The sequence below is a fragment of the Thermoanaerobacter thermocopriae JCM 7501 genome, from assembly GCF_001310975.1.
GTDB lineage: Bacteria > Bacillota > Thermoanaerobacteria > Thermoanaerobacterales > Thermoanaerobacteraceae > Thermoanaerobacter > Thermoanaerobacter thermocopriae.
This window is the reverse complement of record NZ_BAZY01000041.1, coordinates 1-14,343: the sequence shown is the minus strand read 5'-3', so window position 1 is coordinate 14,343 and position 14,343 is coordinate 1. Positions and strand designations below refer to the sequence as shown.

Annotated in this window: 11 protein-coding genes, 2 pseudogenes, 1 riboswitch and 1 other annotated feature; of the genes and pseudogenes, 1 reads left to right on the top strand and 12 read right to left on the bottom strand. The window is 36.6% G+C overall.

Translation table 11 applies throughout. The features are described 5' to 3' along the window. Positions 1-25 precede the first annotated feature (25 nt). From ribH to ilvN, 12 genes and pseudogenes are all read right to left on the bottom strand, one after another. Positions 26-490 carry a 6,7-dimethyl-8-ribityllumazine synthase gene (ribH, locus tag JCM7501_RS11395; protein WP_028992526.1) on the bottom strand — a complete coding sequence of 155 codons (465 nt, stop codon included), beginning with the start codon at positions 488-490 and terminating at the stop codon, positions 26-28. Between the two features lie 77 nt (positions 491-567). Next, positions 568-1,758: a bifunctional 3,4-dihydroxy-2-butanone-4-phosphate synthase/GTP cyclohydrolase II gene (locus JCM7501_RS11390; protein ID WP_013149509.1), complete on the bottom strand. Its 1,191-nt coding sequence runs from the start codon at positions 1,756-1,758 to the stop codon at positions 568-570. A 37-nt stretch (positions 1,759-1,795) separates the two neighbouring features. After that, the gene (locus JCM7501_RS11385) at positions 1,796-2,419 is read right to left on the bottom strand and encodes a riboflavin synthase (protein ID WP_028992525.1); all 624 of its coding nucleotides are present in this window, start codon (positions 2,417-2,419) and stop codon (positions 1,796-1,798) included. Positions 2,420-2,429: 10 nt separating this feature from the next. Then, positions 2,430-3,511: pseudogene (gene ribD, locus JCM7501_RS11380) on the bottom strand (bifunctional diaminohydroxyphosphoribosylaminopyrimidine deaminase/5-amino-6-(5-phosphoribosylamino)uracil reductase RibD). Between the two features lie 85 nt (positions 3,512-3,596). Further along, positions 3,597-3,710: riboswitch (FMN riboswitch) on the bottom strand. Further along, a complete protein-coding gene (ilvB, locus tag JCM7501_RS11375; protein WP_013149507.1) occupies positions 3,708-5,372 on the bottom strand; it encodes a biosynthetic-type acetolactate synthase large subunit in 1,665 nt (554 codons plus the stop codon). Its footprint overlaps the riboswitch before it by 3 nt. Next, positions 5,369-7,047 (bottom strand): annotated as a pseudogene (ilvD, locus tag JCM7501_RS11370) (dihydroxy-acid dehydratase). The gene ilvB and the pseudogene ilvD overlap by 4 nt, the downstream one beginning before the upstream one ends. Further along, on the bottom strand, positions 7,044-8,111 hold the full coding sequence (gene leuB, locus JCM7501_RS11365) for a 3-isopropylmalate dehydrogenase (protein ID WP_012994198.1): 1,068 nt from the start codon (positions 8,109-8,111) through the stop codon (positions 7,044-7,046). The pseudogene ilvD and the gene leuB overlap by 4 nt, the downstream one beginning before the upstream one ends. A 2-nt stretch (positions 8,112-8,113) precedes the next feature. After that, positions 8,114-8,596 carry a 3-isopropylmalate dehydratase small subunit gene (gene leuD, locus JCM7501_RS11360; protein WP_012994197.1) on the bottom strand — a complete coding sequence of 161 codons (483 nt, stop codon included), beginning with the start codon at positions 8,594-8,596 and terminating at the stop codon, positions 8,114-8,116. Continuing rightward, complete coding sequence (leuC, locus tag JCM7501_RS11355; protein ID WP_028992522.1) at positions 8,596-9,852, bottom strand: 3-isopropylmalate dehydratase large subunit; 1,257 nt, start codon at positions 9,850-9,852, stop codon at positions 8,596-8,598. The genes leuD and leuC overlap by 1 nt, the downstream gene beginning before the upstream one ends. After that, on the bottom strand, positions 9,843-11,036 hold the full coding sequence (locus tag JCM7501_RS11350; protein WP_013149505.1) for a 2-isopropylmalate synthase: 1,194 nt from the start codon (positions 11,034-11,036) through the stop codon (positions 9,843-9,845). The genes leuC and JCM7501_RS11350 overlap by 10 nt, the downstream gene beginning before the upstream one ends. Before the next feature lie 18 nt (positions 11,037-11,054). After that, positions 11,055-12,050 (bottom strand): ketol-acid reductoisomerase, encoded by a 996-nt coding sequence (gene ilvC, locus JCM7501_RS11345; protein ID WP_028992521.1) that lies wholly within the window; start codon positions 12,048-12,050, stop codon positions 11,055-11,057. Continuing rightward, the gene (gene ilvN, locus JCM7501_RS11340; protein WP_013149503.1) at positions 12,050-12,553 is read right to left on the bottom strand and encodes an acetolactate synthase small subunit; all 504 of its coding nucleotides are present in this window, start codon (positions 12,551-12,553) and stop codon (positions 12,050-12,052) included. Before ilvN ends, ilvC begins: the two co-directional genes overlap by 1 nt. Before the next feature lie 40 nt (positions 12,554-12,593). Beyond that, positions 12,594-12,832 (bottom strand) — a binding site (T-box leader). Positions 12,833-13,163: 331 nt separating this feature from the next. Here ilvN and namA point away from each other — a divergent pair. Then, positions 13,164-14,189, top strand: coding sequence for an NADPH dehydrogenase NamA (namA, locus tag JCM7501_RS11335; RefSeq protein WP_013149502.1), 1,026 nt, complete (start codon positions 13,164-13,166; stop codon positions 14,187-14,189). The last annotated feature ends 154 nt before the right edge of the window (positions 14,190-14,343 follow it).

The window sequence follows — 14,343 nt, the reverse complement described above, 5'->3', positions numbered from 1 at the left end:
TAAATAAAATAAGGGCATTTTGCCCTTATTTTATTTCCTCCATTAGATTTGCCATCTCTATTGCGGTAACGGCTGCCTCAAAACCTTTATTGCCACCTTTTGTTCCCGCCCTTACAATAGCTTGCTCAATTGTATCTGTGGTAAGAACACCGAATATAACTGGAACTTCTGTATCAAGAGATATTTTTGCAATACCTTTTGATACCTCATTTGCAACATAATCAAAATGGGGTGTCTCTCCTCTTATTACTGCTCCAAGTGCAATTACTGCATTATACCTTTTAGATTCAGCCATCTTTTTAGCTATAAGTGGTATTTCAAATGCTCCAGGTACCCACGCAATTTCAATGTTTTCATTTAAAGCACCATGCCTTTTTAGGGCATCAAGGGCCCCTTCGAGAAGTTTGTTCGTTATGAATTCATTGAATCTGCTTACTACAATTCCAAATTTCTTTCCTTCTGCTATAAGTTTTCCTTCATATATTTTCATAAACTATACACTCTCCTTATTAATATTCTTTCATTATATACTTAATAATTACATTTAATTCATTTTTTTGTAGCATTTTACACTTCCAAAATTAGATGTCCCATTTTTTCCTTTTTTGTCTTGAGGTATTTTTCATTATAATGATTTGGACAAATTTCTATAGAAACCCTTTCTACAACATCAAGGCCATAGTCTGATAATTCCGTAATTTTTTGCGGATTATTTGTCATAATCCTTATCTTTTTAACTCCTATATCTTTCAAAATCTGTGCAGCTATATTGTACTCTCTTAAATCGGGTGGAAAACCAAGCTTAATATTCGCTTCAACAGTATCAAGCCCTTGATCTTGCAGATGATACGCTTTAATCTTGTTTAAAAGTCCTATGCCCCTTCCTTCCTGCCTCAGATAAACTAGTACTCCTCCTTCCTGTCCTATTCTTTCCATTGCCGCATGAAGCTGGTCACCACAGTCACATCTTAGCGACCCTAATATATCCCCTGTAAGACATTCAGAATGTATCCTTACAAGTACAGGTTCTTTATTTACATCTCCTTTAATCAGAGCTACATGCTGTTTTCCTGTTAATATTTCTTCATATCCAACAATTTCAAAATTTCCATACTTCGTTGGAAGTTTCGCCTGTGCTACCCTTCTCACAAGTATTTCATTTTTCATTCTGTACTTTATCAAATCTTCAATAGATATGATTCTTAATCCAAATTTTTTTGCAAACTCTAAAAGGTCAGGCAACCTTGCCATATTTCCATCGTCTTTTATGATTTCGCATATTACTCCAGCGGGTTTGAGTCCTGCAAGAACTGCAAGGTCTACAGCCGCTTCTGTATGCCCTGCCCTTACTAATACACCACCATCTTTGGCTCTTAAAGGAAAGATATGTCCTGGCTTTGTAAAATCTTCCGGCTTTGAATTATCGTCTACTAATTTCTTCACTGTCAGCGCTCTTTCAAATGCAGAAATACCAGTGGTACATTCTTTATAATCTACAGATACAGTAAAAGCAGTTTCTTTATGGTCAGTATTATTCTCAACCATCTGGTAAATGCCAAGCTCATTAAGTCTCTTTTCTGTCATCGGAACACATACAAGACCCCGTCCATATTTTATCATAAAATTAATGTGTTCTCCTGTAACTTTTTCTGCTGCCATAACTAAGTCGCCTTCATTTTCCCTATTTTCATCATCTACCACAATAATCATTTTCCCTTGCTTTATATCTTCTATTGCATCTTCTATCCTATCAAACATTGGTCTTTCCTCCTTAACTTAGAAAAGTCATCAACATCTATATAAATCCATTTTCTTTTAATAAATCTTTTATATCCTTTTTCCCTATTAGTTTTTCTACATACTTAGAAAGTATATCAACTTCGATATTTACACTATCTCCTACCCCTTTATAACCCAATGTGGTCTTAAGCATTGTATGTGGAATAACTGAAACAGTAAAATAATCATATCCATCCTCAACAACCGTTAAACTTATACCATCAACCGCAATACTTCCCTTACGGGCAATGTATTTTGTAAATTTCTCATTGATAGCTATTTTAAATATAAAAGCATTTTTTTCCTGCCTTTTCTCTATGATTTTTCCAACGCAATCTATATGGCCAGTTACAATATGCCCGCCCATTCTCCTTCCAACTTGAAGTGCTCTTTCAAGATTGACAATGCTTCCAGTTTTCAGATCTTTTAAATTACTTGCCCTCATGGTTTCAGGCATAACATCAGCCGCAAAACTTTCGTCTGATATATTAGTAACAGTTAAACATACACCGTTAACTGCTATGCTATCACCTATTTTTGTTTCCTCAAGGACTTTGCCACATTTTATAACAATTTTTGTAAAAGTACCATGTGTAATATTCTTAACAGTTCCTGTTTCTTCTATAATTCCAGTAAACATACGCCATAACCTACTTTCTTACATATGCTGTTATTAGTATATCATCATCTATTCTATCAATCTCCACATCTTTTAATTCTATTGAATTTCCTATATCCGAAAAACCTATACCTTCTACAGGTGTTAAAGCATTTTTTCCTCCTATTATTCTAGGTGATATAAAAAACATAACTTTATCAACAATTCCCTCTTTAAATGCAGACCAATTTAATGTCCCACCGCCTTCAATCAATACACTATCAATCCCCCTCTCTCCAAGTTTTATCATTAGCTCTTTTAAAGGTACTTTTCCACTGTCGTTCTTTAAGGTAATAACTTCAATATCCATATCTTCAAGCTTCTTTCTCACATTGTTTGGCATAAGTTCTGTTGTAGCAATTATCGTTTTTGCCGTTTTGTCTCTTATTACATTTGAGTCAAGTGGAATTCTACCTCTACTATCCACAATAATCCTTACAGGATTTTTATACCCCTCCAACCTTGTTGTAAGCATTGGGTTATCCTTAATTACTGTATTTACCCCAACCATAATGGCGGATACCCGTCCTCTTATTTTATGAGCAAATTTTCTTGATTTCTCATTTGTAATCCATTTAGAATTTCCATTATAACAAGCAATCTTACCATCAATACTCATAGCAGATTTTAATATCACAAAGGGGAATTTTGTCGTAATATATTTAACAAATATTTCGTTGAGTTTCCTCGCTTCTTTCTCCATCATCCCCACATGTACTTCTATTCCCGCCTCTTTTAACCTTTTTATACCGTTCCCGCTAACCTTAGGATTTGGGTCTTCCATCGCTATATACACTCTCTTAATGCCAGATTTAATTATTTCTTCAACACAAGGAGCGTTTTGCCATAATGGCTGCAAGGTTCAAGTGTTACAAACATAGTAGAACCTTCAACATTTTCAACTGCATTTTTTAATGCATTTACTTCAGCATGTGGCCCTCCAAAATATTCATGATAACCCTCACCTATTATTTTTCCATTTTTAACTATTACAGCACCCACAAGTGGATTAGGGTTTGTGTATCCCCATCCTTTTTTAGCCAGCGTTAAAGCCCTTTTCATATATTCTTCCAATTTAATCCCTCCTATACTAAAAAATCCTGAAGGTTAAACCTCCAGGGTTAAAAAAACCCCCAGAGAACATATTCCCTGGGGAATATTTCTCCTTCTCCCATCCAGACTTTAACTGTCGGCCTCGGAATTTCACCGAGTCTGCCAAAAGGCTCGCGGCTATACCGCCGGTACGGAATTTCACCGATCCCTGAAGGTTTTATCCAATTGTATTTTCAACAGTTCCACCTGCGGGGATAAATGGAAGCACCATTTCGTCTTTGTCTATAATACATTCTATCATAAAAGGTCTTTTTTGACTATAGGCTTTTTTAAAAGCTTTTTCAAATTCCTCTTTTGTTGTCACTCTTATTCCTTCTACTCCAAAATCATTGGCAAGATTTGCAAAGTTTAAATTTGCATTTAAATCTGTCTGCGAAAATCTTTTATTGTACAAAAGATTTTGCCATTGTCTTACCATACCTAAAGTCCGGTTGTTGAGTAATACCGTTATAACCGGAATATTGTATACTGCAGCTGTCTCCAAAGCATGTATATTCATTCTTAAACTTCCATCACCTGCAATGTTCACAACCCTTTTGTCTGGCTTTCCCACCTGTGCACCTATTGCAGCAGGAAGCCCAAAGCCCATTGTCCCGAGTCCTCCTGAGGTAACAAAAGTCCTCGGCTGCTTAAATTTATAATACTGCGCAGCCCACATTTGATTTTGTCCCACTTCCGTGGCTATTATAAGGTCATCGTTTGAAAGCTGTTGAATTTTTTCTACTATCCACTGAGGCCTTAAAACTTCATCGTTTTTATACTTTAATCCGTGCTTTTCTCTCAAGAAAGAAATTTCCTCTAACCATTCCTTTCTTTCAATGAATGAAAGTTTATTCATTAAGAGTCTTAAAACTTCTTTTACTTTACCTATAATTGCTACATCTACTTCTACATTTTTCCCTAATTCTGCAGGGTCAATATCAATATGGATTATTTTAGCATTTGGTGCAAGTCCTCCTGCTTTGCCAGCAACTCTGTCGCTAAATCTCGTCCCTATCGCTATCACAAGGTCTGATTTATACACAGCCAAATTCGCAAATCTGCTTCCATGCATACCAATAAGACCTAATGACAAAGGATGGTCTTCTGGAAAAGCTCCCAATCCCATCAAAGAAGTAGCAACAGGTATATTGGTCTTCTCGGCAAATTCTACGAGTTCGTTTGATGCTTCTCCCCAAATCACTCCTCCTCCTGCAAAGATTACAGGTTTTTTACTTTGTAAAATAAGCTCTATAGCTTTGTCTAATTCTTTTTGCGAAACTACTCCATTGATATCGTTTTTTATATCAATACTATCTCCTATTCCCTTTACATATTCTATATCGGCGTTTTGTATATCTTTTGGAATATCTACTAATACAGGACCTGGTCTTCCACTCTTAGCAATTGCAAATGCCTGTCTTATAGTATCTGTTAATTTATCAGGAGACTTTACAATAAAGTTGTGTTTAGTTATAGGCATTGTAATACCTGTTATATCTACTTCTTGAAAAGCATCCTTTCCTATAAGATTTGTAGGCACCTGTCCTGTTATCGCCACAACAGGTACAGAATCCATATAAGCATTGGCTATGCCCGTAACAAGATTGGTAGAACCAGGGCCAGAGGTAGCAAAACAAACCCCTACTCTTCCAGTAACTCTTGCATAGCCATCTGCCATATGTGCCGCCATCTGTTCGTGTGTTGCTAATATGTGTCTTAAATCAGAATCATACAGTGCATCATAGATAGGGATAACTGCTCCTCCAGGTATGCCAAATATGGTATCAATACCTACTTCTTTTAAAACTTCTATTACAACTTGTGCACCTTTTAATATCACAAGGCTCCCCCCTTAAAAACTGCTCCTTTACTTGCAGAAGTTACCTGTTTAGCATATCTTGCCATATAACCAGTTTTAATCTTCGGCTCAGGTCTCACCCATTTTTTTAGTCTTTCTTTTATTTCCTCCTCACTTAACTTGACATTAATTTTTCTTGCTGGTATGTCTATTTCAATTATGTCTCCATCCTGAAGTATAGCTATTTCTCCTCCTTCCATAGCTTCCGGAGAGACGTGTCCTATGGAAGCTCCTCTTGTTGCACCTGAAAATCTACCGTCTGTTATAAGTGCCACATCTTTGTCAAGTCCCATACCTGCAAGGGCTGAAGTAGGACTTAACATTTCTCTCATTCCCGGTCCACCTTTTGGTCCTTCATATCTTATTACAACTACATCGCCTTTTTGTATTTTTCCTCCATATATTGCTTTAATAGCTTCTTCTTCAGAATCAAATACTTTTGCTGGTCCTTCGTGTCTTAGCATCTCCTCTGCTACTGCAGATGCTTTTACAACAGCTCCCTCTTTTGCAATGTTACCGTACATTATCACAAGGCCTCCAGTACTGCTGTAAGGATTGTCTATTGGCCTTATCACATCATGATTTAAAATTTTCGCGTCTTTTATATTCTCTCCCAATGTCTTTCCCGTAACTGTTAACACTTCAGCATTTATAAGGTTAGCTTTCGTCAGTTCTTTTAAAACAGCCGATACTCCCCCTGCAAAATACAAGTCCTCTATGTGGTATTTTCCCGCTGGGCTTAACTTACATAAATTGGGTACTCTCCCGCTTATATCGTTTATTTCATCAAGAGATATTTCTACCCCTGCCTCATGGGCTATAGCCTTTAAATGCAAAATTGTATTTGTGGAACCGCCTAAAGCCATGTCTAAACTAAAAGCGTTTATGAATGCCTCTTTTGTGAGTATATCGGAAGGCTTAATTCCTCTCTCTACAAGCTCCATGATTTTCATTCCAGCTTGCTTTGCAAGTCTTATTCTTTCAGAATAAACAGCCGGAATCGTACCATTTCCTGGAAGCCCCATTCCTAAAGCTTCTGTCAAGCAATTCATAGTGTTTGCAGTAAACATTCCCGAACAGGAACCGCAAGTAGGACAGGCGTTAAGTTCTATTTTATAAAGGTCTTCATCCGAGATTTTCCCAATTTTATGGCTCCTACAGCTTCAAAAACGCTGCTTAAATCGCACACATCACCATTACACTTTCCTGCAAGCATTGGGCCTCCGCTTACAACTATTGCAGGAATATTTAGGCGTGCTGCTGCCATAAGCATTCCTGGTACTATTTTGTCGCAATTAGGTATAAGCACAAGCCCGTCAAAACCGTGAGCTGTAGCCATGATTTCTATACTATCTGCTATAAGCTCTCTACTTCCCAGTGAATATTTCATACCTTTATGGTTCATGGCAATGCCATCACAAACACCAATAGTGGAAAACTCTATAGGAGTTCCTCCAGCCATTCTGATGCCTGCTTTTACAGCTTCAGCTATTTTGTCAAGGTGAATATGTCCTGGTATAATTTCGTTTTTCGAATTTGCAACTCCTATAATAGGCCTTTTTATCTCTTCATAAGTCAAGCCTAAAGCATATAAAAGTGACCTATGTGGTGCCTTTTCGACTCCCTTTTTTATGCTTTCGCTTATCAATATCCTCACCCCTTTATATACTCCACCACTTTATCTCCCATCTCCTGAGTATTTAAAATTATTCCTTCTCCCAAATCAAAAGTCCTATAACCTGCCTCTAAAACTTTATTTACTGCATCCTTTATGTCATTAGCAGCATCAAGTAGATTAAAAGAATATTCCAGCATCATAGCAACTGACAGTATTGTAGCTAAAGGATTTGCTTTTTTTGTTCCAGCAATATCTGGAGCAGAACCGTGTATAGGTTCATAAAGTCCTACTTTATCTTCTCTTAAACTAGCGGAAGGAAGTACTCCTATAGAACCTACAATTTGTGCAGCCTCGTCACTTAATATATCGCCAAACATATTGGAAGTGAGAATTACATCAAATTGAGAAGGATTTTTAACGAGTTGCATTGCGCAATTATCTACATACATATGATTTAATTCAACCTCAGGATATCTCTTACTTACCTCGTCTACTGTTTTTCTCCACAATCTTGAAGAATCCAAAATGTTTGCTTTGTCTACAGAAGTGACTTTTTTCTTTCTCTTTAAAGCCGCTTCAAAGGCAATGACCGCTATCCTTTCTATTTCTGAGGTCTGGTACACTTCTGTATCATAAGCCTTAAAACCATAATCTATAGTAACTGTTCCTCTCGGTCCAAAATAAATTCCACCAGTAAGTTCTCTTACCACAAGAATATCCAAACCCTCTTTTAATAGTTCATTCTTTAAAGGTGAAGCTTCTTTTAAAGGAGGATAAAGAACAGCAGGCCTTAGATTTGCATAAACCCCTAGGCTTTTTCTTAAAGCTAGAAGCCCTGCTTCTGGCCTTTTATCTCCCTCAAGGTTATCCCATTTGGGGCCTCCCACTGCTCCCAAAAGTACAGCATCACTGGAAAGACACGCATTTTTTGTCTCTTCCGGATATGGAACACCGTATTTGTCTATAGCTTCTCCCCCAAAGTGATATTTTTTTACATCAAATTTCAGTTTATATTTTTTTTCTATAGCAGATAAAACTTTTAATCCTTCTTCTATAACTTCAGGTCCAATTCCATCTCCAGGCAGTACTGCAATTTTAAACAATGTCACACCTTCTTTCTGACATAATTTATAAGTCCACCATATTTCATTATTTCTTTTATGAATTCAGGAAAAGGTTGAGCTTTAAATTCCGTTCCCTTAGTCAAATTTTTTATGATTCCATTATCTGTATCAACCAAGACCATATCTCCTTCTTCAATCCCATCTACCGCTTCTTTGCATTCTAATATTGGAAGCCCTATATTTATCGCATTTCTAAAAAAAATTCTGGCAAAAGACTTGGCAATTATACAGGATATACCAGATGCTTTAATAGCGATTGGCGCGTGCTCTCTGGAAGAGCCACAACCAAAATTTTCACCTACCACCAATATGTCTCCTTCTTTAACTTTATTCTTAAAGTCTTTGTCTAAGTCTTCCATACAATGCTGTGCCAATTCCTGTGGATCTGAAGTGTTTAAAAACCTCGCTGGTATTATAACGTCTGTATCTATATTGTCCCCATATTTTATGGCTTTCCCTTGCATCATTCCACCTCCTCTGGACTTACGATATATCCTGCAATAGCCGAAGCAGCCGCAACAGCTGGACTTGAAAGATACACTTCGCTTTCAGGATGTCCCATTCTTCCTACAAAATTTCTGTTAGTAGTTGTCAACGCCCTTTCTCCTCTAGCCAAAATTCCCATGTGCCCGCCAAGGCAAGGTCCACAAGTAGGAGTAGAAACTGCGGCGCCTGCTTTTATAAACTCCTCAATGTAACCTCTTTTGACACATTCAAGGTATATTTCCTGTGTGGCAGGGAAAATTAAAAGTCTTACATCAGGATGAACCTTTTTGCCTTTTAGTATCTTATACGCTATCTCCATATCTGAGAGACGTCCATTCGTACAAGAGCCAATAACTACCTGATCTATTTTCACTTTTCCAACCTCATCAATGCTTCTAGTGTTTTCAGGCAAATGAGGAAATGCTACTTGAGGTCTTATCTCATCTAAATTTATCTCATAAACTTCACTGTACTCGGCGTCTTCATCTCTTTCAAACACTTTATATTCTCTTTTTGCTCTCCCCTTAACATATGCCTCGGTAATTTCGTCAAAATCGAAAATACCGTTTTTAGCCCCTGCTTCTATTGCCATATTGGCAATTGTGAATCTATCGTCGATTGACAAAGCTTTTATATTCCCTGTAAATTCCATAGATTTGTATAAAGCTCCGTCAACTCCTATTTTTCCGATTATATACAAGATAACATCTTTTCCACTTACCCATTTTTGTAAATTGCCTTTTAATACAAATTTTATAGCTTCCGGTACTTTAAACCATGCCTTGCCAGTAGCCATTGCTGCCGCCATGTCAGTACTTCCTACACCTGTAGAAAAACAGGTAAGAGCGCCATAAGTGCATGTATGAGAATCGGCACCTATCACCACATCCCCGGGAAGTACAAGTCCTTTCTCGGGTAAAAGAGCGTGCTCTATCCCCATTTGCCCTACTTCAAAGAAATTCACTATTCCATGTTTTTTTGCAAATTTTCTCATTATATTCACTTGCTCTGCCGATTTTATGTCCTTATTAGGTACAAAATGGTCAGGAACAAGGGCAATTTTAGTCTTGTCAAACACCTCTTCTTTTCCTATTTTCTCAAATTCCTTTATAGCAACAGGAGCAGTGACGTCATTGCCCAACACCATATCTACATCTACTTCTATTAACTCTCCTGCTTTGACCTCTCTACCAATTTTTGCCGACAATATCTTTTGTGTCAATGTTAAGCCCAAGCTTCTCCCTCCTTAAAACTTCTAAATTCTTCTAATGTCTCCTCTACCACAAATCTTATATCCTCATCTATAATGACCTTTTTTCTGTCTGCCAAATCTTTAAACCTTCTAAAGGCCTCATTTAATTCTCCCGGTGAAAGATTGTACCCTAATTGTTTGGCTTTCAATTCAAAAGCATTTCTTCCTGAAAGCTTACCTAATGCAAAAGTATCGGGATTTATTCCTATATCTTCTGGTTTCATTATTTCATAAGTTGCCCTGTTATTAATAATTCCATGTTGGTGAATTCCAGCTTGATGCCTAAAGGCATTAGCACCTATAATCGCTTTATTAGGTGGAATATCAATTCCTGTAAGTTTGCTTACTAATTTGCTGGTATTGTAGATTTCTTTGGTATTTATTCCGTGAACGAGGCCAAAATAATCCTTTCTAGTATTTAACGCCATTATTACCTCTTCCAATGCTGCATTTCCTGCCCTTTCTCCTATTCCGTTCACTGCTACTTCTACTTGAGTCGCTCCGTTTTCTATGGCAGAGAGAGAATTTGCTACAGCAAGCCCTAGATCGTTATGACAATGGGCACTTATAATTACTCCATCTATGTTAGGGACATTATTTTTGATGTATTTTACGAGTTCTCCAAATTCTCTTGGCATCGCATACCCTACGGTATCCGGAATATTTATTACATTTGCTCCTGCCTCAATTACTTCGCTAAAAACTTTTACCAAAAAGTCCCAGTCGGTTCTTGAAGCATCTTCTGCTGAAAACTCAATCTCATCAAATTTTCTTCTTGCATATTTTACCATTTCGACAGCTCTTTTAAGTGTTTCTTCTCTCGACATCTTAAGTTTGTATTTAAGATGTATATCAGAAGTTGCGATAAAAACGTGCAATCTCGATCTTTCAGCGTTTTTTAAAGCATTACTGGCTCTATCTATATCTTCCTTTACAGCCCTTGCCAGTCCAGCAATAGTAACACCTTTTATTTTATCAGCAACGTTTTTTACCGCTTCAAAATCTCCATTGGAAGCTGCTGGAAATCCTGCCTCTATAACGTCAACCCCTAAAGTTGCCAATTGTTTTGCTATTTCAAATTTTTCGTTAATATTAAAATTGACGCCGGGAGTCTGTTCACCATCTCTTAAAGTAGTGTCAAAAACAATGACTCTTTTTACCCCCATTAACATTTACCTCCTTATTCATTCTTTTTTAATCCAGGCCATCATTTCTCTCAAACTTTTGCCGACTTTTTCAATAAGATGACTTGCCTCTTTATCTTTCATAGCATTATACTGCGGTCTTCCCACTTGATTTTCTAAAAGCCACTCCTTTGCAAATTTACCCGATTGTATCTCACTCAAAACTTTTTTCATCTCTTTTCGAGTTTCTTCTGTTACTATTCTTTTGCCTGTCATATAGTCTCCAAATTCTGCAGTATCAGAAATAGAATATCTCATATAACTAAATCCACCTTCGTATATGAGGTCAACTATGAGTTTCATTTCATGCACACATTCAAAATAAGCTATTTCTGGCTGATAACCAGCCTCTACTAATGTTTCAAATCCAGCTTTCATGAGTTCAGTAACTCCACCGCAAAGAACAGCTTGTTCTCCAAAAAGGTCTGTTTCTGTCTCTTCTCTAAATGTAGTCTCAATAACACCTGCTCGTGTGCCTCCTATTCCTTTTGCATAGGCTAATGCTATTTCAAAAGCCTTTCCTGTGTAATCTTGGTACACTGCTACAAGATTTGGAACTCCCTTTCCTTCTTGGTATACTCTTCTTACAAGGTGTCCTGGACCCTTTGGAGCTACCATAAACACATCTACATTTTTTGGAGGAATAATCTGTTTAAAATGTATGTTAAAACCGTGAGCAAAAGCCAAAGCTTTTCCTTCTGTAAGATTTTTTTCTATGCTTTCTTTATAAACTTCTGCCTGCTTTTCATCTGGTATCAGCATCATTATGATATCTGCTACTTTAGCCGCTTCTTCCACCGTTAAAACTGTAAGCCCTTCTTTTTCTGCCCTTTCTTTCGATTTACTTCCCTTATATAGGCCAACTACCACATCAAGTCCAGAATCTCTTAAATTAAGCGCATGAGCATGACCTTGACTTCCAAACCCTATTATTGCTATTTTCTTATTCTTAAGTAAATTCAAATCCGCATCCTTATCATAATACATCTTTGCCATTACAATTCCCCCTTATATTCTTTCAATGTTTTACTACCTCTCTCTAAAGATACAAGTCCTGTTCTAACAAGCTCTTTTACATCAAATTTATTAATTAAATTTATAAAAGCGTTTATCTTTTCATTATCTCCTGTAAGTTCTATGATTAAGGAGTCAATAGAAATGTCTATAACTTTTGCTCTAAAAGTATCCACAATATGCATTATGTCATCTCTTGTATTTGAATCATAACCTACTTTAACTAACAGCAATTCTCGAGAAACATTATCCCTAGCTCCTATGTTTTGTACTTTCAACACATCTACAAGTTTATTAAGTTGCCGTATCACCTGAGTAACTGTATATTCATCTTCTCCCACTGTCAAAGTTATCCTTGAAATGTCTTCTCTTTCTGTCGTACCTACTGCAAGGCTCTCAATATTATAACCTCTCCTAGAAAATAGACCTACTACTCTTGATAAAACTCCTGGATGATTGTTAACAAGGACAGAGATAATGTGCAAATTACCACCCCCCTATATAAAAATCAATCCCCACCCTAAATTACAGGGCGAGGATTTTCTCCACGCGGTACCACCTGTTTTCGCTATTACCTCACGGCAATAGCCTCACCAAGTTTTGCAACTTGAACTGTAACGGGTAATCCCGGTATAGCCTAATAAGCTTATCGCCCTTCAGCTATACAGCTCCAGTGCGAGGAAATACGCGTCTTGGCACCGGTTTGCACCATCCACCGGCTCTCTTGAGCCTCAACGCATACCGCTCACCTTCATCACTTTTTATCTTTATCAATTTAAAAATGTAAACTTGAATAAAGTTACTTGTTATTTTATCAGCAACTTTAACTTTAGTCAACTAAATTATTTGTAAATTTTCAATAATCTATCGTTTACATTTACTAAAAAATTTTAAATACTTTCCAAAAAAATTGCTCTTTTTTTAACTATCATTAAAATTGCTTCAAACACATTAAGGTTAAATACTTTTTTAAATGTCTGGGTAAAATTTCAGTAGGTAATACTTGCAAAATCTTGACACAGACTTTTCAAATTTGGTTTTTGAAAAGTTATGTATTATGATTAAAATTAGAAAACTCAAGAAAGGAGAATGTTTATGAGTATTTTACATACACCTTTAAAGATAAAGGACATTACAATAAAAAATAGAATCATGATGTCTCCCATGTGTATGTATACAGCTTCTACAGAGGGAATACCAAACGACTGGCACATAGTTCATTATGCCACAAGGGCTATTGGTGGAGTAGGACTTATTATGCAAGAAGCCACAGCTGTTGAAAGTAGAGGAAGAATAACTGACCGTGACCTTGGAATATGGAATGATGAGCAAGCTAAAGAATTAAAAAAAATTGTAGACATATGCAAAGCAAATGGCGCTGCGGTGGGAATACAGCTTGCTCATGCAGGAAGAAAATGTGATATACTTTATGAAGATGTTGTAGGGCCTTCCCCTATTAAAGCAGGAGACAACTACAAACTTCCAAGAGAATTATCCATTGAGGAGATAAAATCTATAGTCAAAGCTTTTGGAGAAGCTGCCAGAAGGGCTCACCTAGCAGGATATGATGTGGTTGAAATACATGCAGCTCATGGCTATTTAATCCACGAATTTCTTTCTCCTCTTTCAAATAAGCGAAAAGATGAATACGGTGGTAGCATTGAAAATAGGGCAAGATTTTTAATTGAAGTGATAGAAGAAGTTAGAAAAAATTGGCCCCAAACCAAACCTATTTTTGTGCGCGTATCTGCAGATGATTACATTGAAGGCGGAATAAATATAGATATGATGGTAGACTACATCAACATGATAAAAGACAAAGTTGATTTAATTGATGTAAGCAGTGGAGGACTTTTAAGTGCTGATATAAACCTATATCCCGGATATCAAGTTAAATATGCTGAAACAATTAAAAAACGCTGTAATATAAAAACTTCTGCAGTAGGATTAATAACAACACAAGAGCTTGCAGAAGAAATTCTTTCAAATAAAAGGGCAGATTTAGTTGCACTAGGAAGAGAACTTTTAAGAAATCCCTATTGGGTTCTGCATACCTACACTTCAAGGGAAGACTGGCCAAAACAATATGAAAGAGCATTTAAAAAAGGTTCTTTACTATAGAGGAGTATTTAACAGCTACAAATTTAAAACCATAAAGAATCATCTTTGGAATTTTCGACAAATAAGTAAGAAAATTTTTATGAACCGGAAGAAGGATTTTTGTAACTAATGTAGAAATATAATAAAGAATGTCAATTTATACAAAGTTTATTTA

What these genes read in the sequence shown, in the direction of transcription:
- leuD (WP_012994197.1), bottom strand. Translation starts at nt 8,596, where the DNA reads ATGCAAGGGAAAGCCATAAAATATGGGGACAATATAGATACAGACGTT.
- ribH (WP_028992526.1), bottom strand. Translation starts at nt 490, where the DNA reads ATGAAAATATATGAAGGAAAACTTATAGCAGAAGGAAAGAAATTTGGA.
- JCM7501_RS11390 (WP_013149509.1), bottom strand. Translation starts at nt 1,758, where the DNA reads ATGTTTGATAGGATAGAAGATGCAATAGAAGATATAAAGCAAGGGAAA.
- JCM7501_RS11350 (WP_013149505.1), bottom strand. Translation starts at nt 11,036, where the DNA reads ATGGGGGTAAAAAGAGTCATTGTTTTTGACACTACTTTAAGAGATGGT.
- namA (WP_013149502.1), top strand. Translation starts at nt 13,164, where the DNA reads ATGAGTATTTTACATACACCTTTAAAGATAAAGGACATTACAATAAAA.
- ilvC (WP_028992521.1), bottom strand. Translation starts at nt 12,050, where the DNA reads ATGGCAAAGATGTATTATGATAAGGATGCGGATTTGAATTTACTTAAG.
- JCM7501_RS11385 (WP_028992525.1), bottom strand. Translation starts at nt 2,419, where the DNA reads ATGTTTACTGGAATTATAGAAGAAACAGGAACTGTTAAGAATATTACA.